The sequence below is a fragment of the Streptomyces cupreus genome (genome assembly GCF_014257025.1).
In the GTDB taxonomy this organism is placed as follows: domain Bacteria; phylum Actinomycetota; class Actinomycetes; order Streptomycetales; family Streptomycetaceae; genus Streptomyces; species Streptomyces cupreus.
The window spans coordinates 30125-50113 of sequence record NZ_JACMSF010000026.1; the positions used below are offsets into that span (position 1 = coordinate 30125).

General features: G+C 72.2%; 16 protein-coding genes. 8 read left to right on the top strand and 8 right to left on the bottom strand.

The window, feature by feature from the left end; all coding sequences use genetic code 11:
- Positions 1 to 2: 2 nt before the first annotated feature.
- The 4 genes from H4N64_RS23335 to rsmH all read right to left on the bottom strand — a co-directional run bounded on the left by H4N64_RS23335 (position 3) and on the right by rsmH (position 5083).
- Complete coding sequence (locus H4N64_RS23335; protein WP_186284356.1) at positions 3 to 1523, bottom strand: UDP-N-acetylmuramoyl-L-alanyl-D-glutamate--2,6-diaminopimelate ligase; 1521 nt, start codon at positions 1521 to 1523, stop codon at positions 3 to 5.
- Between the two features lie 163 nt (positions 1524 to 1686).
- Positions 1687 to 3642, bottom strand: a complete 1956-nt coding sequence (locus H4N64_RS23340; RefSeq protein ID WP_186284357.1) for a penicillin-binding transpeptidase domain-containing protein — start codon at positions 3640 to 3642, stop codon at positions 1687 to 1689.
- Between the two features lie 7 nt (positions 3643 to 3649).
- Entirely contained in the window at positions 3650 to 4105 is a 456-nt protein-coding gene (ftsL, locus tag H4N64_RS23345) for a cell division protein FtsL (protein WP_186284358.1), read from the bottom strand.
- 21 nt (positions 4106 to 4126) lie between these two features.
- Positions 4127 to 5083 carry a 16S rRNA (cytosine(1402)-N(4))-methyltransferase RsmH gene (rsmH, locus tag H4N64_RS23350; RefSeq protein WP_186284359.1) on the bottom strand — a complete coding sequence of 319 codons (957 nt, stop codon included), beginning with the start codon at positions 5081 to 5083 and terminating at the stop codon, positions 4127 to 4129.
- 440 nt (positions 5084 to 5523) lie between these two features.
- Between rsmH and H4N64_RS23355 the strand changes: the two genes are divergently transcribed.
- The 4 genes from H4N64_RS23355 (at position 5524) to H4N64_RS23370 (ending at position 11089) form a co-directional block, all read left to right on the top strand.
- Positions 5524 to 6072, top strand: coding sequence for a beta-class carbonic anhydrase (locus tag H4N64_RS23355; RefSeq protein WP_186284360.1), 549 nt, complete (start codon positions 5524 to 5526; stop codon positions 6070 to 6072).
- Between the two features lie 237 nt (positions 6073 to 6309).
- Positions 6310 to 7347, top strand: a complete 1038-nt coding sequence (locus tag H4N64_RS23360) for an AAA family ATPase (protein WP_186284361.1) — start codon at positions 6310 to 6312, stop codon at positions 7345 to 7347.
- Complete coding sequence (locus H4N64_RS23365; RefSeq protein ID WP_186284362.1) at positions 7347 to 8711, top strand: DUF58 domain-containing protein; 1365 nt, start codon at positions 7347 to 7349, stop codon at positions 8709 to 8711. Before H4N64_RS23360 ends, H4N64_RS23365 begins: the two co-directional genes overlap by 1 nt.
- Positions 8708 to 11089: a transglutaminase TgpA family protein gene (locus H4N64_RS23370; protein WP_186284363.1), complete on the top strand. Its 2382-nt coding sequence runs from the start codon at positions 8708 to 8710 to the stop codon at positions 11087 to 11089. The genes H4N64_RS23365 and H4N64_RS23370 overlap by 4 nt, the downstream gene beginning before the upstream one ends.
- Positions 11090 to 11191: 102 nt before the next feature.
- Here H4N64_RS23370 and H4N64_RS23375 read toward each other — a convergent pair whose 3' ends face one another.
- From H4N64_RS23375 to H4N64_RS23385, 3 genes are all read right to left on the bottom strand, one after another.
- The gene (locus H4N64_RS23375; RefSeq protein ID WP_186284364.1) at positions 11192 to 11581 is read right to left on the bottom strand and encodes a DUF3040 domain-containing protein; all 390 of its coding nucleotides are present in this window, start codon (positions 11579 to 11581) and stop codon (positions 11192 to 11194) included.
- 276 nt (positions 11582 to 11857) lie between these two features.
- A complete protein-coding gene (locus tag H4N64_RS23380; RefSeq protein ID WP_186284365.1) occupies positions 11858 to 12682 on the bottom strand; it encodes a methyltransferase in 825 nt (274 codons plus the stop codon).
- 143 nt (positions 12683 to 12825) lie between these two features.
- On the bottom strand, positions 12826 to 13389 hold the full coding sequence (locus H4N64_RS23385) for an SAV_6107 family HEPN domain-containing protein (protein ID WP_186284366.1): 564 nt from the start codon (positions 13387 to 13389) through the stop codon (positions 12826 to 12828).
- A gap of 160 nt (positions 13390 to 13549) precedes the next feature.
- On the opposite strand from H4N64_RS23385, the gene H4N64_RS23390 reads away from it, so the two are divergent.
- The 4 genes from H4N64_RS23390 (at position 13550) to H4N64_RS23405 (ending at position 18975) form a co-directional block, all read left to right on the top strand.
- Positions 13550 to 14290, top strand: coding sequence for an ATP-binding cassette domain-containing protein (locus tag H4N64_RS23390; RefSeq protein WP_186284367.1), 741 nt, complete (start codon positions 13550 to 13552; stop codon positions 14288 to 14290).
- Complete coding sequence (locus tag H4N64_RS23395; RefSeq protein ID WP_186284368.1) at positions 14262 to 16346, top strand: YhgE/Pip domain-containing protein; 2085 nt, start codon at positions 14262 to 14264, stop codon at positions 16344 to 16346. The genes H4N64_RS23390 and H4N64_RS23395 overlap by 29 nt, the downstream gene beginning before the upstream one ends.
- Before the next feature lie 23 nt (positions 16347 to 16369).
- A complete protein-coding gene (locus tag H4N64_RS23400; RefSeq protein ID WP_186284369.1) occupies positions 16370 to 16999 on the top strand; it encodes a TetR/AcrR family transcriptional regulator in 630 nt (209 codons plus the stop codon).
- Positions 17000 to 17463: 464 nt separating this feature from the next.
- Positions 17464 to 18975, top strand: a complete 1512-nt coding sequence (locus tag H4N64_RS23405) for a phytoene desaturase family protein (protein WP_186284370.1) — start codon at positions 17464 to 17466, stop codon at positions 18973 to 18975.
- 4 nt (positions 18976 to 18979) lie between these two features.
- Here the strand turns inward: H4N64_RS23405 and H4N64_RS23410 are convergent, their stop codons facing one another.
- Entirely contained in the window at positions 18980 to 19933 is a 954-nt protein-coding gene (locus H4N64_RS23410; RefSeq protein WP_186284371.1) for an SCO2102 family sporulation regulator, read from the bottom strand.
- Between the last annotated feature and the right edge of the window lie 56 nt (positions 19934 to 19989).

Sequence of the window (19989 nt, forward strand, 5' to 3'; positions counted from 1 at the left end):
GTTCATCCCTGGGTCTGCTGGATAGCTTCGCGAAGCACCTGGCGGTCGTCGAAGGGACGCACCACCCCGGCGATGTCCTGGCCCTGCTCATGGCCCTTGCCCGCGACCAGCACGGTGTCCCCGGGCCGCGCCCGGGCGACGGCGGCGGCGATCGCGGCGGCCCGGTCCTCGAAGACCTGCACCTCGCCGCGCTCGTGGGAGGGCACGGACGCCGCGCCCTCCAGCATGGTCGCGAGGATCGCGAGGGGGTCCTCGGAGCGGGGGTTGTCGGAGGTCAGTACGGCGGTGTCGGCGAGGCGGGCCGCGGCGGCCCCCATCGGCGCGCGCTTGGTCCGGTCCCGGTCGCCACCGCAGCCGAGCACGATGTGCAGCTTGCCCTCGGTGACCTTGCGCAGGGCGCGCAGGACCGATTCGACGGCGTCGGTCTTGTGGGCGTAGTCCACGACCGCGAGATAGGGCTGCCCCGCGTCCACCCGCTCCAGCCGGCCGGGCACGCCCGGGACCGCGGCGATGCCGTCGGCGGCGGACTGCGGGTCCAGGCCGGCGACGGCCAGCGCGACGATCGCGGCGAGGGTGTTGGCCACGTTGAACGGGCCGGCCAGCGGCGAGCGGGCGCTGATCCGCTCCCCCTTGGGGCCGATCACGGTGAACGTCGAGTCCATGGGCCCGACCTGGACGTCCTCGGCGCGCCAGTCGGCGTCGGGGTGTCCCTCGGCGGAGAAGGTGACGACGGGGACCGTGGCTTCCTTGGTGAGCCTGCGGCCGTACTCGTCGTCGAGGTTGACCACACCGAGCCTGCTGCGTTTCGGCGTGAACAGCTGCGCCTTGGCCCGGAAGTAGTCCTCCATGTCGGAGTGGAACTCCATGTGTTCCGGGCTGAGGTTGTTGAAGACGGCGATGTCGAAGACGCAGCCGTCGACCCGGCCGAGGACCAGCGCATGGCTGGAGACCTCCATGGCGACCGCCTCGACACCGCGTTCGCGCATGACGGCGAACAGGGCCTGGAGGTCGGTGGCCTCGGGGGTGGTGCGCTCGGACTTGATGCGCTCGTCGCCGATGCGCATCTCGACCGTGCCGATGAGACCGGTGTTGCGGTCGGTCTTCAGACCGCCCTCGACGAGGTAGGCGGTGGTGGTCTTGCCTGAGGTTCCGGTGATGCCGATCTGGAGCAGATCGCGGCCGGGCCGGCCGTAGATCGTGGCCGCCAGTTCGCCCATCTGTCCGCGCGGGTCCTCCACGACCAGCACGGGCAGGCCCGTGGCGGCGGCGCGTTCGGCGCCGGTCGGGTCGGTGAGCACGGCGACCGCGCCGAGGCCCGCGGCCTGGGTGACGAAGTCGGCGCCGTGCAGCCGGGCGCCCGGCAGAGCGGCGTACAGATCGCCGGGGAGGACGGCGCGCGAGTCGTGGGTGATGCCCGTGACCTCCGCGTCCTGGCCCGGCCTTGCGGCACCCAGCTGGCCGGCGAGCTCCGCGAGGGGTGTGGCGGAGACCTGGACCGGCCTGGGCGGCCCGGGATATGTCACGGGTGCACCCTTCTGGGTGGATTGGGACTGATCAGCGTGTGGCACGGCGGTGAGCGTACCGGGCCCACCCGCCTCGGAGCGAAGCGAGGCGGCGGACGCTGCTTGGTTCCCGGAATCGGGGGTGATCGTTGTCACGAGGTGGTTCCTGGCTGCTCGGGGCTGATCAGGGCGTGAAGGTGACCGGGAGCTTGGCGGCCGGGGCCCCGGTCGGCGGTACCTGGAGGGTCTTCAGGGCGAACTCCATGACCTGCTTGTAGACGGGACCGCAGATCTGGCCGCCGAAGTAGCTGCCCTTGGTGGCGTTCTGGATGGCGCAGTAGACGGTGACCCGCGGCTGGTCGGCGGGCGCGAATCCGGCGAACGACGAGGTGTAGCCGTGGTACTTGCCGGTGGCCGGATCCACGCGGTTGGCCGTACCGGTCTTGCCCGCGACACGGTAACCGGGGATCCGCGCCTTGGTGCCCGTGCCCTCGCGGTCGTCCACCACCGACTCCAGCATCCGGGCGAGGGTCTTCGCCGTCTTGGCGCTCACGACCCGCGTCTTCTCGGGCTTCTGGGCAGGGGTGAAGCGTCCGTCGGGGCCCTTCGTGCCGCGCACCAGGGTGGGTTCGACGCGTACGCCGCCGTTGGCGATCGTCGAGTAGACGGAGGCGGCCTGCATCGCGTTGATGGAGACACCCTGGCCGAAAGGAATCGTGTACTGCTGCGAGGTCGACCACTGGTCCGGCGGCGCGAGGATGCCCTTGGTCTCGCCGGGGAAGCCGAGCCCGGTGTAACTGCCGAGGCCGAACTTGCGCAGATAGGAGTAGAGGACCTGGTTGGACTCCTGCTGCGTCTTGCCCAGCTGCCCGGTCGCCAGGATGGTGCCGATGTTGCTGGACTTGGCGAGCACGCCGTTGAGGGTGAGGTACCAGGTGGCGTGGTCGATGTCGTCCCTGAAGAGCCGGTCGCCGCGGTGCAGCCGGTTGGGCACGACGACATGCGTGTCCGGCGTGGCCGCGCCCTCCTCCAGTACGGCGGCCATCGACATCACCTTGGCCGTGGAGCCGGGCTCGTAGGCGTCCTCCACGCTCCAGTTGTGCAGGGAGTTCGCGTCTGCCTTGGAGAGGTCGTTGGGGTCGAACCCGGGTGAGTTGGCCATGGCGAGGATCTCGCCGGTCCTGGTGTCCTGGACGATCACATAGCCGCGGTCGGCCTTGGACTCCTTCACCTGTTCGCTGATCGCGTTCTGCGCGGCCCACTGGATGTCGCGGTCGATGGTGAGCTCGACATCGCTGCCGGGCACGGCGGGCGTCTCGGTGGAACCGGCGGTGGGCACCTGGCGGCCGCCGGACTGGGCGTAACGGATCTTGCCGTCCTTGCCGGACAGCTCCTTGTCGAGCTGCCGCTCGACTCCGCCGCCGCCGTTGCCGTCGTAGTTGACCCAGCCCAGTATCCCGGCGGCGAGGTCGCCGTTGGGGTACACGCGCTTGCTGCTGGCGACCGAGAAGACGCCCGCGAGGACGTTGACGGTGCCGGGGTCGGTGTCCGCCTTGGTGGCGAGCGCGGTCTTGAGGTCCTTGATCTGCTTCCAGACCTGCGGGGTCTGCCGGCGGGAGAGCAGGACGTACTGGCCCTTCGCCTTGAGCTTCTTGGTCAGCGCCGCCTGCTCCTGGCCGAGGATCGGGGCGAGCAGGGCGGCGGCCTGCTCGGGTCCGTCGCCGACCTTCAGCGACTTGCGCGTGAACATCGTGGGGTCGGCGGTGATGTCGTACGCGTCCACGCTGGCCGCGAGGGCCACGCCGTTGCGGTCGGTGATGCCGCCGCGCTCGGCGGCCAGGGTGTAGCCGACGTACCGGTTCTTCTCGGCCTTGGCGGCGTAGGTGCCGGCGTCGACGGCCTGCACCTGGAGGAGGCGTACGACGAAGGCGATCAGGACGAGGGTGAGCGCCAGGCCGACCATGCGCAGCCGGGGGCGGGGGCTGCCCAGCCGGATGACCTGGGGGGCCGCGGGGCGGGGCGGTGCCGGGCGACGGGCCGGGCGGGCGCCGGGGCCCTGGGTGCGCCGGCCGACGGGGCGGTCGGGCCGTGCGGGCCCTGGCACCCGGCGGCGCGGCGGTTGCTTGCCTGAGTCGGCCACTCTTCCGTCACCTGCCGGGGGTCGTGGGGGTCGGGGACGTGGTCGCGAACGCCTCGGGGGCCAGCACCAGCGGATTCCGTACGGCCGTCCGGCGGGCGGCGGGGGCCGGGGAGGGGACGCCCTTGACCGTGCCGTCGGGGTCGAGGAAGGCGGGGTCGCCGCCGGGCACCATGCCGAGCTCACGGGCCCGGCGCTGAAGGGCCTCGGAGGCGGAGTAGGCGTCGATGTCCCGCTGGAGCGCCTGTTCCTCGTCGGTGAGGCTCTTGGTCTCCTTCTGGAGGTCGTCGAGCCGGAACGCGCCCTCGCTCAGGGCGGAGTTCAGCACCAGCAGTCCGATCAGACCGCCGCCGAGGAGCAGGACGACGAGGAGCACGAAGGGAGTGCGGGCGGCCTGGCCCGGTCCCGCCGGGAAGAGCCGCGCGAGCCGGGCGGCCCTGCCCCTCAGTTCGGGTTTCCTACTCACTCGCCCTCCCGTGAGTGCGGCTCACTCGACGTCCTCCCTGATGCGCTCCGCCCCGCGCAGTCGCGCCGGTGCCGCCCGACGGTTCTCGGCGATCTCTGCTTCCGTGGGAAGTTCGGCACCGCGTGTGAGCAGCTTGAGCCGCGGCTGGTACCGCTCGGGGACGACGGGCAGCCCGGGCGGGGCGGTGGTGGCGGCCCCGGCCGCGAAGACCTGCTTGACCAGCCGGTCCTCCAGCGAGTGGTACGACAGCACGGCGATCCGTCCGCCGACGTCAAGGGCCTTCACGGCGGCGGGGACGGCCCGCTCCAGCACGGACAGCTCGCCGTTGACCTCGATGCGCAGCGCCTGGAAGGTGCGCTTGGCCGGGTTGCCGCCGGTGCGCTTGGCGGCCTGCGGCAGCGCGTCCCGGATGAGCTCCACGAGCCGCGCGCTGTTGGAGAAGGGCTCCTTCTCGCGCTCGCGGACGATGGCGGCCACGATCCGCTTGGCCTGCTTCTCCTCGCCGTACGCGCGCAGGATCCGCACGAGTTCCCCGGCGGGGTAGGTGTTGAGGACCTCGGCGGCGCTGATTCCGGTCGTCTGGTCCATACGCATGTCCAGGGGGGCGTCCTGGGCGTAGGCGAAGCCGCGGTCGGCCTCGTCGAGCTGCATGGAGGAGACACCGAGGTCGAACAGGATGCCCTGCACGCGCGCGATGCCGAGCTTTTCCAGGGCATCCGGGAGCTCGTCGTAGACGGCGTGCACCAAGGTCGCGCGCTCGCCGTACGGCGCGAGCCGCTCGGCGGACAGGCGCAGGGCCTCCTTGTCCCGGTCCAGGGCGACGAGCCGGGCCTCGGGGAACCGCTGGAGGAGGGCCTCGCTGTGGCCGCCGAGGCCGAGGGTGCAGTCGACGACGACGGCTCCGGGGGCCTGGAGGGCGGGGGCCAACATGTCCAGGCACCGCTGGAGCATCACCGGGACGTGTCGACTGTTGCTCAAGGGGCCCTCTCAGGTCCGGCGGGCGGTACGCACTGCCGGGTCCCCGCCCTCCCCCAGCAAGCTGGGGGACCCCCAGTGAAGGGGAGGCCTGCCGGCGCCAAAAGCGTCAGCCGGCCGGGAGCGGGAGGAGGCCGAGCCGTACGTACGCGCCGCGCACGTGGGGAGATCTCCGGCGGGCGCGCCGGGTCCTACGGGAAGTTCAGTCCAGCAGGGAGGCCTCGCCTCCCGCTTCGCGTCACTTTAGTCCACCCTGTCTCGCGGTCAATCAACCGGCCTGCGCGTCGCGCCCCAGGGGCGGCGTGAAGCCGGGAGCCGGGGAATTCACTCCTACAGGCGCGCTCGTGCCCCCCTTGTGGGTTAGCTCACAACAGGACTCAATGACGTTCTTTGTCCCCTCTCACAGCGGGACGGGGCCGGAGGTGACCAGTACCGTCATGGGTATGACGACATCTGCATCGGTTCCCGCAGGTCCCCACGGCTCCATAGCCGACGGCGGCACGGTCACCGACCGTCTCGTCGAGGCAAACGAGCGGTACGCCGCCGCCTTCGCCGACCCCGGCATGGACGCCCGCCCGGTCCTCCACGTCGCCGTCGTGGCCTGCATGGACGCCCGACTCGACCTGCACGCCGCGCTCGGCCTTGAGCTCGGCGACTGCCACACCATCCGCAACGCCGGCGGCGTGGTCACCGACGACGTGATCCGCTCCCTCACCATCAGCCAGCGGGCCCTCGGCACCCGCAGCGTCGTCCTCATCCACCACACCGGCTGCGGCCTGGAGACCCTCACCGAGGATTTCCGGCACGACCTGGAGATGGAGGTCGGCCAGCGCCCGGCCTGGGCCGTGGAGGCCTTCCGGGACGTCGACCAGGACGTACGCCAGTCCATGCAGCGCGTGAGGACCTCGCCGTTCCTGGTGCACACCGACGATGTGCGCGGCTTCGTCTTCGATGTGAAGACGGGTCTGCTGCGCGAGATCGACCCCGCGTAACCTCCCGCCAAAGCTGTCGTTTCGCTGTTGATTTCCGGTTCCGGGGTGCCCAAAAGACCGTAAGACCCGACATATCGCTGACAGTTGTCCACAGGCGAGTGACACGAATCGGTAACGGCGGCAAGAATGCGGGTGTGACGTCACACGGAACTTTTCACGTGTGGTGTCCGTGTTTCGGGGTGGGCCGGTCCGCATCGCAGAGCGTCGGCCCGGAAAGAACGGGCCGAGGAGGGCCGGGTGACGACCTATGACGATCGAGCGAGCCTCACTGATCTGACCGCCACCGTCGAGCGTGTCCGCAGTTCGGTGGAGGGAGTGATCGAGGGCAAGCCCGAGGTCGTACGGCTTTCGCTGACCGTGCTGCTCGCCGAGGGACATCTTCTGATCGAGGACGTCCCGGGCGTGGGCAAGACGATGCTGGCCAAGACGCTGGCACGGTCGATCGACTGTTCGGTGCGGCGTATCCAGTTCACCCCCGACCTGCTGCCCTCGGACATCACCGGTGTGTCCATCTGGGACCAGCAGCGCCGGGACTTCGAGTTCAAGCCGGGCGCGATCTTCGCGCAGATCGTGATCGGCGACGAGATCAACCGCGCCTCCCCCAAGACCCAGTCCGCGCTGCTGGAGTCCATGGAGGAGCGGCAGGTCACCATCGACGGGCAGACCTACGAGCTGCCCAGCCCCTTCATGGTGGTGGCCACCCAGAACCCGGTCGAGATGGAGGGCACCTACCCGCTTCCCGAGGCCCAGCGCGACCGTTTCATGGCCCGTGTCTCCATCGGCTACCCGAGCCCGGAGGCCGAGCTGGAGATGCTCGACATCCACGGCGGGGTGAACCCGCTGGACGACCTCCAGCCGGTGGCGCACGCGCACGACATCGTGAAGCTGATCGACGCCGTCCGCGGTGTCCATGTCGCCGAACCGGTCCGGCGCTACGCCGTGGACCTGGTCGCCGCCACGCGTACCCACCCCGACCTCAGACTCGGCGCCTCCCCGCGCGCGACGCTGCATCTGTTGCGCGCGTCGAAGGCGTCCGCCGCGCTGAGCGGCCGGGAGTACGCCCTGCCGGACGATGTGCAGGCGCTCGCCGTGGCGGTGCTGGCCCACCGGCTGCTGCCCACCGCCCAGGCCCAGCTCAACCGCCGTACGTCGGAGCAGGTCGTCCAGGAGATCCTGCAGCGCACCCCGGTGCCCGCGGCTCCCCAGCAGAGCGGCTTGGGCGGCCTCGGCCGCGGCACCCCGGCGTATCCCCAGCAGCCGCCGCGGAGGCTGTGATGAGCACCGGGGGGACGGGGCACGCGGAGGCCGACCGGGGCGAGCAGGGCGGGGTGCGCACCGCGCTGGCGGGTCTGACCACCCGCGGCCGCTCCTTCCTGGCCGCCGGGGTGGCGGCCGCGATCTGCGCGTACGTCCTCGGGCAGAGCGATCTGCTGCGCGTGGGTCTGCTGCTCGCGGTGCTGCCCCTGGTGTGCGCGACCGTGCTCTACCGCACGCGCTACCGGGTCGCCGGCAGCCGCCGGCTCTCCCCCGCGCGCGTGCCCGCCGGCAGCGAGGCGCGGGTCCATCTGCGGATGGACAACGTCTCCCGGCTGCCCACCGGCCTGCTGATGCTCCAGGACCGGGTGCCCTACGTCCTCGGCCCGCGCCCCCGCTTCGTGCTGGACCGGGTGGAGGCGGGCGGCCGCCGCGAGGTGTCCTACCGCGTCCGCTCCGACCTGCGCGGCCGCTATCCGCTCGGCCCGCTCCAGCTGCGTCTGAGCGACCCCTTCGGCATGTGCGAGCTGACCCGGTCCTTCTCCACGTACGACACCCTGACGGTGATCCCGCGCGTGGAGCCGCTCCCGCCGGTGCGGCTGAGCGGCGAGGCCAAGGGGTACGGCGACGGACGGCAGCGCTCGCTGGCGCTGGCCGGCGAGGACGACGTGATCCCGCGCGGCTACCGCTACGGCGACGATCTGCGCCGCGTGCACTGGCGCTCCACCGCGCGCTACGGCGAGCTGATGGTGCGCCGCGAGGAGCAGCCGCAGCGCGCCCGCTGCACGGTGCTGCTGGACACCCGGGGCCTGGCCTTCCAGGGCGCGGGGCCGGACTCGGCCTTCGAGTGGGCCGTGTCGGGCGCGGCGTCCGTCCTCGTGCACATGCTGGAGCGGGGCTTCTCGGTACGGCTGTTGACGGACACCGGCAGCTCGGTGCCCGGTGAGGGCGCCGACGGTTTCGCCGGGGCCAGCCAGGAGTCGGCGGACGCGGCCGGGCTGATGATGGACACCCTCGCGGTGATCGACCACTCCGACGGCACCGGCCTGTCCCGGGCCTACGACGTGCTGCGCGGCGGGAACGAGGGGCTGCTGGTGGCGTTCTTCGGCGACCTCGACGAGGAACAGGCCGCGGTGGCCGCCAAGATGCGCCAGCGCAGCGGGGGCGCGGTCGCCTTCCTGCTGGACAGCGAGACCTGGGTGCGGGAACCGGCCGACGTGGCCGAGCCGTTGGACAGGAGCGGGGAGCGGCTGCGGATGCTGCGGGAGGCGGGCTGGACGGCCCTGGGCGTGCCGCGGGGCGCTTCCCTGGAGGAGCTGTGGCGCCAGGCGGACCGTGAGCGCATAGGCGTCGTGGCCGCGAGTGGTGGGGAGGGACCGGCATGAGCGGGCGGGCACGACTGGCACTGTGCGCCGCCGTGGCCACACTGGCCGCGGCCTGCGCTCTGCTGCCGCTCGTCGAGGAGGCCACCTGGCTCTTCCAGGCGGTCTTCCTGCTGGCCGTGCAGACCGGCGTGGGCATGGCGGCCCGCCGGGTGCCGCTGGCCCGGGCGCTGACCGTCGCCGCGCAGGCCCTGGTCACGCTGATGCTGCTGACCCTGGCCTTCGCCCGGGAGCAGGCGCTGCTGGGGCTGATTCCGGGTCCGGAGGCGTTCACGCGCTTCGCCGACCTGTTCCAGACGGGCACCGACGACGTCGGGCGGTATGCCATCCCGGCGCCGCTGTCCGACGGCATCCGGCTGATGCTCGTCGGCGGTGTGCTGATCATCGGTCTCGCGGTGGACACCCTGGCGGTGACCTTCCGCAGCGCCGCCCCGGCCGGGCTGCCGCTGCTCGCCCTGTACTCGGTCGCCGCGGGTCTTTCCGACGGCGGCGCCGACTGGCTGTGGTTCCTGGTCGCGGCGGCCGGCTATCTGATGCTGCTGCTGGCCGAGGGCCGGGACCGGCTCTCGCAGTGGGGCCGGGTCTTCGGCGGCGCCCCGCGCACCCCGAGCGGCGAGCCGAGTGGCGCCGTCGCACCGGTGCGCACCGGGCGGCGGATCGGCGTGGTCGCGCTCGGCATCGCCCTGGTGGTGCCGCTCGGGCTGCCCGCGATGAGCGGCGGCCTGCTGGACGGCGCGGGCACCGGAGTGGGCTCCGGGTCCGGGAGCGGCGGCACCATCTCCGCGGTGAACCCGCTGGTGTCGCTGCGCGACAGCCTGAACGTGGACGAGGACCGCCAGGTCCTCTCCCTGCGCACCAACACCGACGACCTGTCCAACATGTATCTGCGGATCGTGTCCCTGGACGACTTCGACGGCACCACCTGGAAACCGTCCAAGCGGAACATCACCTCGGTGCCGCAGGAGTTCCCCACCCCCATCGGCCTCGGCCCCGACACCAAGCGCGCGGAGGTCGAGACCCGGATCTCGGCCGCGAACTGGTACGCCCAGGACTGGCTGCCGATGCCCTACCCGCCGAGCGGCGTGGACATCGAGGGCAACTGGCGTTACGAACCGCTCGGCATGACCCTCGTCGGCGACCACGGCCAGAACACCCGCGGCATGACCTACACGGTGCGCAGCCTCGATGTGCAGCCGACCGCCGATCAGCTCGCCGACGCCCCTGAGCCCTCGGCGGCCATCAAGCGGGAGTTCACCGAGCTGCCCTCCTCGCTGCCGGAGGAGGTGGCGCAGACCGCGCGCGAGGTCACCGAGGGCGCGAACAGCCACTACGAGCAGGCGGTCAGGCTCCAGGAGTACTTCGCCGTCACCGGCGGCTTCCAGTACGACACCGAGGTGCAGGTCGGCAGCGGCTCAGGCGCGATCGTCCGGTTCCTGCGGGACAAGCAGGGCTTCTGTGTCCACTTCTCCTTCTCGATGGCGGCGATGGCCCGCTCGCTGGGCATACCGGCCCGGGTGGCGGTGGGCTTCGCGCCCGGCACCCCGCAGGGCGACGAGTCGGTGTCGGTGGGCCTGAAGGACGCCCATGCCTGGCCGGAGCTGTACTTCGAGGGCGTCGGCTGGACCCGCTTCGAGCCGACCCCGACCCGGGGCTCGGTGCCGTCGTACACCCAGACTCAGGCGCCCGGCAGCACCCTGCCGGACGTGGCGCGGCCGACCCAGTCGGCGAGCTCGGCCCCGAGCGCCGCGCCCTCGGAGAGCGAGAGCTGCGCGGCGGCCGGCAACCCGGAGCTGTGCGCGAGCGAGTCCCCGCAGGCCGCCCTGGCCAAGGACGACGACGGCCCGAAGTGGTACGTCGCCCTGGCCTGGTCCCTCGCCGGACTCGCGGCCCTGCTGATCCCGCTGTCGCCGATGCTGTGGCGGCTGCGCACCCGGGCCGTACGGCTCGGAGCGCACGGCCGCGGTGAGGCGGACGCGGCCCCGCACATCCTGGCGGTCTGGCAGGAGCTGACCGACACGGCGTGGGACTACGGCATCGCGCCGGACGAGTCGCAGACCCCGCGCAAGGCGGCGGCCCGGATCGTACGGCTGGGACACCTCGACCCGGAGGCCGCGGCCTCGGTGCACCGGGTGGCCGACGCCGTGGAGCAGGTGCTGTACGCGCCGCGGCCGCAGCCGACGCCGGGGCTCTCGGCGGACGTCCGCCGGGTGGCCGCCGCCCTGCCGACCACGCTCAGCCGGAGTACCCGGCTTCGAGCGCTGTTCCTGCCGCGTTCGACCGTGCGTGTGGTGTGGGCGGCAGCGGCATGGTGGGCCGGGGTCAAGGCGCGGGTGTCCGCGGCCCGGCCGCCGGTGAGCAAGCCGTCGGGGCAGCACAACTGAGACCGGGAACGCCGGCTGGTCGGCGTGAACGCGTGCGTGAGGGGGCGACCACCCTGCGGTGGTCGCCCCCTCACGTGTGTCCAGGAGCTGCGGCTCGTTGCGCTAGTGGCCCTGTTCGTCGCGGCGCCGCTGCCAGCGCTGCTCGATACGGTCCATCATCGAGCGCTTGGTCCGACCCTGACGGCTGGCCTGCTGACCGCCTGTGGGCTGTTCGCCCGGCTTGGGGGCCTTGCGCCAGCCGGTCACGGCGAGTACCGCACAGCCCAGCATGACGAGGAATCCCACCACGCTGAGCCAGACCTGCTTGGCGACCATTCCAGCCATGAGGAGCGCGATACCCACGAGGAAGCCGGCTACCGCCTGGTACACCCGGCGACGGGTGTACGTGCGCAGCCCGCTTCCCTCAAGCGCTGTCGCGAACTTGGGATCTTCGGCGTACAGCGCTCGCTCCATCTGCTCGAGCATGCGCTGCTCGTGCTCCGAGAGCGGCACGGAGTCCTCCTCATCGTGCAGTCGCCGGGGCGACCCGGGGGTCCCTTCAGGATAGGCAGGGAATCGCCCCCGTGAAACCCGCCCCTCTACGCCAATTGGCCAACCGGGATCCGTCATGGACGTCCCGGCTCGCTGAGATCTGCATTCCCCAGCAGCCGACCCGTCATGCCGGGCGGTCTCCCTCGATCATACGGCGCTGAGCGCCCGATCGGGGGGCCTGTGGCGTACTCCATGTGCAGCCAAGTACCTGATCAGCGGCGCACCTCAGGAGCCGGCTCAGGCCTCGGCGGTCCCCCGCGTCTCGCCGAGCACATGGAGCTGGGTGGCAACGGAGTGGAAGGCTGGCAGCTCGGCCGCCGCCTCCTCCAGCTTCAGCAGCGCCTCCAGGGCGCCGGGCTCGGTGTCCACGAGGACGCCGGGCACCAGGTCGGCGAAGACCCGGATGCCGTGCACGGCGCCGACACGCAGGCCCGCGGCCTCTACCAGGGCGGTGAGCTGCTCGGCGGTGAAGCGGTGCGGCACGGGGTCGCCGGCGCCCCAGCGGCCGTTCGGGTCCTCCAGAGCCTGCTTGGCCTCCGTGAAGTGACCGGCGAGGGCGCGGGCGAGCACGGCGCCGCCGAGGCCGGCCGCGAGCAGGCTGAGGATGCCCTCGGGGCGCAGTGCGGCCACGGCGTTGCGTACGCCCTCGGCCGGGTCGTCCACGTACTCCAGGACGCCATGGCACAGCACCGCGTCGTAGCTGCCGCGCTCGACCACGTCGAACAGGCCGTGGGCGTCGCCCTGGACGCCCTGGACCCGGTCGGCCACGCCGGCCTCGGCGGCTCGGCGCTCCAGCGCGAACAGGGCGTTGGGGCTGGGGTCGACGACGGTGACGCGGTGGCCGAGGCTCGCGACCTGCACGGCGAACTTGCCGCTGCCGCCTCCGGCGTCGAGGACGTCCAGAGTCTCCCGACCGGTGGCCTTGAGCTGACGGTCGAGGGCGTCCTTGAGGACCTCCCACACCACCGCGGTGCGGATGGAGGCGCGAGGGCGGGGGTCGGAGCGCAGCGACGTCGGTTGAGGGTGGTGGTGGGCGACGGGCGGGCGCATCGGATCCGACACGGCTGTTGACTCCTCGGCGCGGCACCGCCTCTGGTACGGCGGAGCGAACGGGGTGCCGCCCGGCCCGGAGTACCGGAGCGGGACGGCTTCAGGCGTGTCCCACCCTATTGCCTCCGGGGCCGGTCCAGGTCACCGCGGTGCCGTCAGCCCGCGTCCGGAAAGCCTTGGCCGGGGCCCTGCTTCTCCCTCTGGTCGGTGTCCTGGCGGGGCTGGGGCAGGACCGGCTGGAGGACCAGCATCCGCTCGACGAGGCGCAGGAACATCGCCACGTCGCGTATCAGGTCGTCGGCGTCCCGGCGGCTGGCCGCGCCCTGGATGCCCGCCTCGGCCCGGGCGCGGCGCCGGGCCCCCGAGGCGAACAGCGCGCTCCATTCGGCGAGTTCGGGTGCTATCTCGGGGAGCACTTCCCAGGCGCTCCTGATGCGGGCCCGGCGTCGGGGGCTGGGCTCCGGGCGCCCTCGGGCGGCGAGGACGGCGGCGGCGGTGCGCAGGGCGGCGAGGTGGGCCGTCGCATAGCGCTCGTTCGGGCTCTCCAGGACGGCGGCCTCGTCGAGTCCGGCGCGGGCCTGGGCGAGCAGGTCGAGGGCGGCGGGCGGGGCCGTGGCCCGGCGCAGCACGGGGTGCACATCGCTCGCCGGGCCGGTCAGTGAGGGGGCAGGGCCGGTGGCGCGGCGCCGACGCGCGGCGGCTGCGTGGTAGCTGGCCATGACGAACCTCCTGTCGTCTGTGTGACGGCACGGGTGCCGTATGTGCCCATCGTGAGGTATGGCACTGACAATCCGTTCTGACCTGCGCCTTTGCTTCGATCGACAGTTCGGGCTAGTTTTTGCACTGACCAGTCAGTTCAAACCAGGGGATGGGGGAGCCGTGGCCGGAGTCGGCGTCACGGCCCAGGGCCTTGGTCTCGAAGGGCCCCGCGGATGGGCGTTCCGTGGGGTTTCCTTCGAGGCGGACCCGGGCTCACTGATCGCGGTGGAGGGGCCGTCCGGATCCGGGCGCACCTGTCTGCTGCTCGCGCTCACCGGACGGATGAGGCCCACCGAGGGCACGGCCGCCGTGGGCGAGGCCGGGCTGCCGAAGCAGCTCTCGGCGGCGCGGCGCCTCAGCGCCCTCGCCCATGTCCCGGGCGTCACCGATCTCGACCCGGCGCTCACCGTCGCCGAGCATCTGCGCGAACGGGCGCTGCTCCAGCGGCGGTTCGGCGGTTCCCTGCGCGGACTGCTGCGCCCGCGCGCGGAGCGGGCGACGGAGACCCGGCTGGTGATCGACCGGGCGCTGGCCGCCGCCGGGCTCGACCGGGAGGCCCTGCCGAAGGGGTCCAGGACCGCGGTACGCGATCTGGAGCGGGTGGAGGCGCTGCGGCTGTCCGTGGCGCTGGCGCTGATCGGTGAGCCGGGGCTGCTCGGCGTCGATGACACCGACCTCAAGCTCTCCGACGCCGAACGGGCCGAGGTCTGGGCGCTGTTGAGGTCGATCACCGAGGCCGGGACGACGGTGGTGGCGGTGTGCAGTGAGGCGCCGGAGGGCGCCGTGGCCGTGTCGACCGTCTCCCAGGACGAGGCGAAGGAGGTGCCCGCCGATGCGCTCGCCGAAGCTGGCCGCGCTTGAGATCCGGCGCTTCGGGCGCGGGAAGCTGCCGCGCGCCGCCATGGTCGCGCTGCTCGTGCTGCCCCTGCTGTACGGCGCCCTGTACCTGTGGTCCTTCTGGGATCCGTACAGCCGTCTGGACCGGATCCCCGTGGCTCTGGTGAACGACGACAAGGGCGCGAAGGCCGACGGGAAGAAGATCGCGGCCGGCGACGACATCGTGGAGGGCCTGCGCGAGAGCCAGGTCTTCGACTGGCACGAGGTGAGCGCGAAGGAGGCACGCGCGGGCGTGGAGGACGGCAGGTACTACCTGTCGCTGACCCTGCCGGCCGACTTCAGCAGGCGGATCGCGTCGAGTTCGGGCGACTCCCCGGAGACCGGGGCCCTCCAGGTACGCACCAACGACGCCAACAACTACATCGTCGGGCAGATCTCCCGGACGGTCTTCGGCGAGGTCCGCGACGCCGCGTCGACCAAGACCTCGCGGTCCTTCCTGGACCGGATCTTCATCTCCTTCTCCGACATCCACGGGGCGACGGTGCAGGCCGCCAAGGGCGCCGACAAGTTGGAGACCGGCATCGGGAAGGCCGAGAAGGGCTCGCGGGACCTCGCCGACGGGCTGAAGGACGCCAAGGGCGGCAGCAGCAAGCTGGCCAAGGGTCTGAAGAAGCTCGACAAGGGCGCGGGCGATCTGGAGGACGGCTCGAAGAAGGTCGCCGAGGGCACGCAGACGCTCGCCGACAAGGTCAACGCGACCGCCGAGAAGGTCGGTCCGTTCCTGAAGGACAACGAGAAGACGATCGGCGATACCGCCCAGTCGGTCGCCGACGCCTCCGGGGCGATCCGCGACAACCTCGACGCCCTCGTGGAGCGCGCGCCGACGGCGGCCGAGGACGCCCACAAGGCCTCCGCCGACCTCGACCGCGTATACAAGGCGCGCTGCGAGGACGCCGCACTGCCCGACTCGGCCTGCGCGGACCTGAAGACGGCCAGGACCGCCGCCGCGAAGGTGGCCGCGGTCGCCGATGACGTCAACACGCTGATCAGCGACCAGGACGGCAACCTGGACAAGCTCGACAAGCATCTGGCCACCCTGGAGAAGCAGGCCCAGGCACTCGCCGACCGCGCGCCCCGCCTCTCCGAGGACCTCGACGACGCCGTCACCAAGATCAACGACCTGAACGAGGGCGCCGCCAAGGTCGCCGCGGGTGCCGAGAAGCTCCACACGGGCCTCGGTACGGCCAAGACCGGGGCCACGGACCTGGACAAGGGCGTCGGCGACCTCAAGACCGGCGCCAAGGACCTCAAGGCGGGCCTGTACAAGCTCGTCGACGGCTCCGGGGAGCTCTCGGACGGGCTGCACGACGGCGCGGAGCAGATCCCCGACTACGACAAGCGCGACCGCGACGAGCGCACCGAGGTGATGTCCGACCCGGTCCGGCTGGTCTCCGAGGACCTGCACAAGGCGCCCAACTACGGCACCGGATTCGCCCCGTACTTCATCCCGCTGTCCCTGTGGGTGGGCGCGATGGTGGCGTACATGCTGATCGCGCCGATGAACCGGCGGGCGCTCGCCGCGGGTGCCTCGGCATGGCGGATCGCGCTGGCGGGCTGGCTGCCGGTGGTGGCGATCGGGGTGCTCCAGACGGTGGCCCTGATGTCGGTGCTGCACTGGGCGGTCGGGCTCCAGATGGCCCGCGCGGCCGGGACGGTGGGCTTCCTGTTCCTGGTGACGGCGTGCTTCGCGTCCCTGGTGCAGTGGCTGAACGCCCGCTTCGGGGCGGCCGGGCGGATCCTCGTCCTCGCCCTGCTGATGCTCCAGCTGACGTCCGCGGGCGGCACCTACCCCGTGCAGACCAGTCCGGGCTTCTTCAACGCCCTGCACCCCTTCCTGCCGATGAGCTATGTCGTGGAGGCCCTCAGAAGGCTCATCACGGGCGGCGGCCTCGAACCGGTCTGGCACGCGTGCGTGGTGCTCGTCGCCTTCACCGCGGGGGCTCTCGCGCTGACCGCGCTGTCGGCGCGCCGTCGCCAGGTGTGGACCCTCGACCGGCTGCACCCGGAGCTGAGCCTGTGACCGCGCGCGGGACAATCATGGCCATGGAAAGCAGCAGCGCCGCGTCGGGCGGCAGCACCCGCCGTGAGGCCACCCGGCAGAAGCTCTACGAGGCCGCCGTCACGCTCATCGCCGAGCAGGGCTTCTCCGCCACCACGGTGGACGAGATCGCCGAGCGGGCCGGGGTCGCGAAGGGCACGGTCTACTACAACTTCGCGAGCAAGTCGGTCCTCTTCGAGGAGCTGCTGCGGCACGGCGTGGGCCTGCTCGCCGCCTCTCTGAAGGAGGCGGCCGAGCGCACGGACCGGGACGGCGGCAGCAAGGTGGACGCCCTGGACGCGATGATCCGCGCGGGGCTCGGCTTCATCGCCGCCTACCCGGCCTTCACCCAGCTGTACGTGGCCGAGCTGTGGCGCACCAACCGGGCCTGGCAGTCCACGCTCATGGTGGTGCGGCAGGACGTGGTCGCCGTGGTGGAGGGCGTGCTGCGCGACGGTGTGGCGAACGGCGAGTTCAGCGACGAGATCGACATCCAGCTGACCGCCGCCGCGTTGGTCGGCATGGTCCTGGTGGCCGCCCTGGACTGGCAGTCCTTCCAGCCGGAGCGCTCGCTGGACGATGTGCACGCGGCGCTGTCACGGCTGCTTCAAGGACGGGTGAGCGGCCGGCGCTGAGGCCTTCCGCGCACACGAAAGCGCCGGTCCGAGATGGCCATGTCCCCCAACGGGCCACCGCGAACCGGCGCTTCCTTCGTTCCCCCGTTTCCCCCGTTGGTCCCCCGTCCGGTCGTTCCTCCGGGTTCCCCGTGTCTCGCTTCCGCCGACGCTCGGGCCGGCGGAAGGAGCGGATCGAGGGCGGCTCCGTTCCGGCGCCCCGTGTCGCCGGTGCCGGAGCCGTGCCCTTTCTCCGTGCCTCCACTCTCTCGTTCACGCAGGTCGTCCCCCATCCGCGCGCGTACTCATCTCACCGCCTAGGTACGCGTACTCAGCCCTGCGCCCGCAGGCCCACGCCGACCCGCCGCCCACTGGTCACGATCGCGTCCGTGTCGGTACTCCCCCTCGCCCGGGGGCCTGGGGGCCGGCAGGCCGGGCGGCCTCCGGCGCCGTGACTGTCAGTGGTGGCGGATAAAGTCCCTGACATGGCACGGATTGCGGTGATCGGCGCCGGGACGGGCGCGATGGCGGCCGCTGCCCGGCTGGCCGTCGCGGGCCACCGGGTGGCGGTGTACGAGCGTACGGAGACGTACGGCGGAGCGGTGCGCCGCTTCGAGCGGGACGGCTTCTCCTTCGACACCGGCCCCGGTCTGCTGACGCTGCCCGCCGTCTGGCGTGATCTGTTCGTCAAGACCGGCAAGGAGCCTCTGGAGGACCGCGTCGAGCTGCTCCAGGTCGACCCGTCCTCGCGGCATGTCTTCGCGGACGGCACCGAGGTGTCGCTGCCGAACGCCTCGCGCGCGGGAGTCGTCGCCGCCCTGGACGAGGCGCTCGGCGCGGGAGCGGGCGGACGCTGGGGCGACTTCCTGGTCCGGGCCCGTGAGTCCTGGGACCGCAGCCGCAGACCGCTCCTGGAGGAGCCCCTGTGGCCCAACTGGCGGGTGCTGGCCGAGCGCGAGCCCTATCCGGCGGTCCCGCACAAGCGCCTGCTGCGCACCCGCAGGGCCGCCACCCTCGCCGAGATCGGCGCCTGGGAGCTGCGTGATCCCCGGCTGACCGCTCTGCTGGAGAGCCACGCGCTCGCGTACGGCCTGGACCCCGAGGCCGCTCCGGCGAGCGCGGCCGTCCTGCCGTACATGGAGCACGCCTTCGGCACCTGGTACGTCCTCGGCGGCATACGGGAGCTGGCGCGTGTGGTGTACGAGCGGTGCCTGGCTCGGAAGGTCGAGTTCCACTTCGGCGCCGAGGTGACCGCGGTCCTGGAGAAGGACGGCCGGGCGGCAGGGCTTGAGCTCGCGGACGGGACGGTGGCGGAGGCGGATCTCGTGGTCGGCACCGGGCCGTGGCGGCTGGGCGAGCTGGTGCGCGGCCGGGAGCTGTACGGCGTGGAGGACGTGGAGCCCCGGCCGGAGGGGGGAGCGGGCGGCCGGGTCGTGGTCTGTCTGGCGCTGCGTGGTGCGCGCGAGGCGGGTGCCGCGCACCGGACGGTGGTGCACGCCCCGGACCGCAGGGCCGAGTTGGACTCCTTCGGGCTCGGTGAGCCGCCCGCGCGGCCGACGGTCCGCGTCGACCGCCCGGACGACCCCGCTCTCAGGCCCGACGAGGAGCACGAGTCGGTGGTCCTCACCGCGACGGTGCCCTCAGGGACGCTGTACGACTGGACCGCGCCCGGCGCCGCCGACTCCTTCGCGGACCGGATGGTCGAGGCCGCCGAGCGCGCGATACCGGGACTGCGCGAGCGGACGCTGTGGCGCGAGGTCCGTACGCCGGTGCACACCGAGGCGGAGACGGGCGCCGAGGGCGGCGCAGTGCCCGCGCCCGCGCTGGCCGCGGCCGAGGGGACCTTCCTGTACCCGGCCAACAGCACACGGATACCGGGCCTGTTCAGCGTCGGCGGCTGGTCGCACCCCGGCGGGGGTCTCCCCCACGCGGGCATGTCGGGCGCGCTGGTCGCCGGGCTGATCGTGGAGGGACCAGACTTCCGGGGCTCTCAGTGAGGAGTCAGAAGCGGTACTGCTCGTCGTACCCGCCGCCCTGCTGCCCCTGGCCGCTCTGGTACGGGTACTGCTGCTCCGGCGGGAGTTCGCCGCCGTAGGGGTCGTCGGTGCTGCGCTGCTGCGGGACCCACACCCCGCCGGACGGGGTCGTCTCGCCGGTGTAGGTGCCGGTGACGTACTGGTCCTGGGCGTAGCCCTGCTGCCCGTACTGCTGGCCGTAACCCGCGTCGTACGAGCCGCCGCCGTAGGTCTGGTTGCCCATGTACGGGTCGGAGTAGGCGGCGTACTGCTGCTGACCGGTGGGGTCGTAGCCGTACTGCTGCTGGTCGTAACCGGTGTAGCCGTCGTAGCCGTAGCCCTGGTCCGTGCCCTGGGACGCGGTCGCGTACTGGTCCTGGGACTGGGCCGCGGCCGCGTAGGAAGGGTCCTGCTGGGCGCCGTAGACGCCGTAGGAGCCGGTGTCCTCCGGCATGGGCTGCGGCTCGTAGACCGCGGTGGTCTCGGCGGCCGAGGGCCCCGCCGGGCGTGAGGGCGTGAAGACGTCGTCGCGGTCGTAGGCGTCGTCCTGGCCGTAGCCGGCGCTGTCGCGGCCGTAGCCGCCCTCGTCGCCGTAGTGGCCCTCGCCCGCTTCGAGGTCGGAGACCTCCAGGGTCGGGTCCTGGTAGTCGGGCTCACCGCGGCGGCGCTTGGAGCCGCCCAGCGCCGGAGCGTTCACGGCCCAGCCGGAGGCGAAGCCGCGGCGGAACGACAGCGTGACGTAGGTCTGGCCGACCGCGAAGGCGGCCGCGCCGACACCGATGACGATCACGGACGGCATCAGCACCCCGAGCACCACGCCCAGGAAGCCGACGAAGGCGAGCAGCCGCCAGCGCAGGCGTGCCTTGTACTGCAGCAGCACCTCACCGAGCAGCCACAGCGCGACGATGCCGAACGCAATGTAGAGGACCGTCCAGCCCATGTACGCCCCTCTCCCAGTGGCCGTTACGCAGTGTGTCGTACAGCGGTGCGGCCGGT

Bases quoted from the DNA above. Each gene is read 5' to 3' on its own strand.
- H4N64_RS23355 (WP_186284360.1), top strand. From the start codon at position 5,524: ATGACGACATCTGCATCGGTTCCCGCAGGTCCCCACGGCTCCATAGCC.
- H4N64_RS23365 (WP_186284362.1), top strand. From the start codon at position 7,347: ATGAGCACCGGGGGGACGGGGCACGCGGAGGCCGACCGGGGCGAGCAG.
- H4N64_RS23370 (WP_186284363.1), top strand. From the start codon at position 8,708: ATGAGCGGGCGGGCACGACTGGCACTGTGCGCCGCCGTGGCCACACTG.
- H4N64_RS23385 (WP_186284366.1), bottom strand. From the start codon at position 13,389: ATGGCCAGCTACCACGCAGCCGCCGCGCGTCGGCGCCGCGCCACCGGC.
- H4N64_RS23395 (WP_186284368.1), top strand. From the start codon at position 14,262: ATGCGCTCGCCGAAGCTGGCCGCGCTTGAGATCCGGCGCTTCGGGCGC.
- H4N64_RS23400 (WP_186284369.1), top strand. From the start codon at position 16,370: ATGGAAAGCAGCAGCGCCGCGTCGGGCGGCAGCACCCGCCGTGAGGCC.
- H4N64_RS23405 (WP_186284370.1), top strand. From the start codon at position 17,464: ATGGCACGGATTGCGGTGATCGGCGCCGGGACGGGCGCGATGGCGGCC.
- H4N64_RS23410 (WP_186284371.1), bottom strand. From the start codon at position 19,933: ATGGGCTGGACGGTCCTCTACATTGCGTTCGGCATCGTCGCGCTGTGG.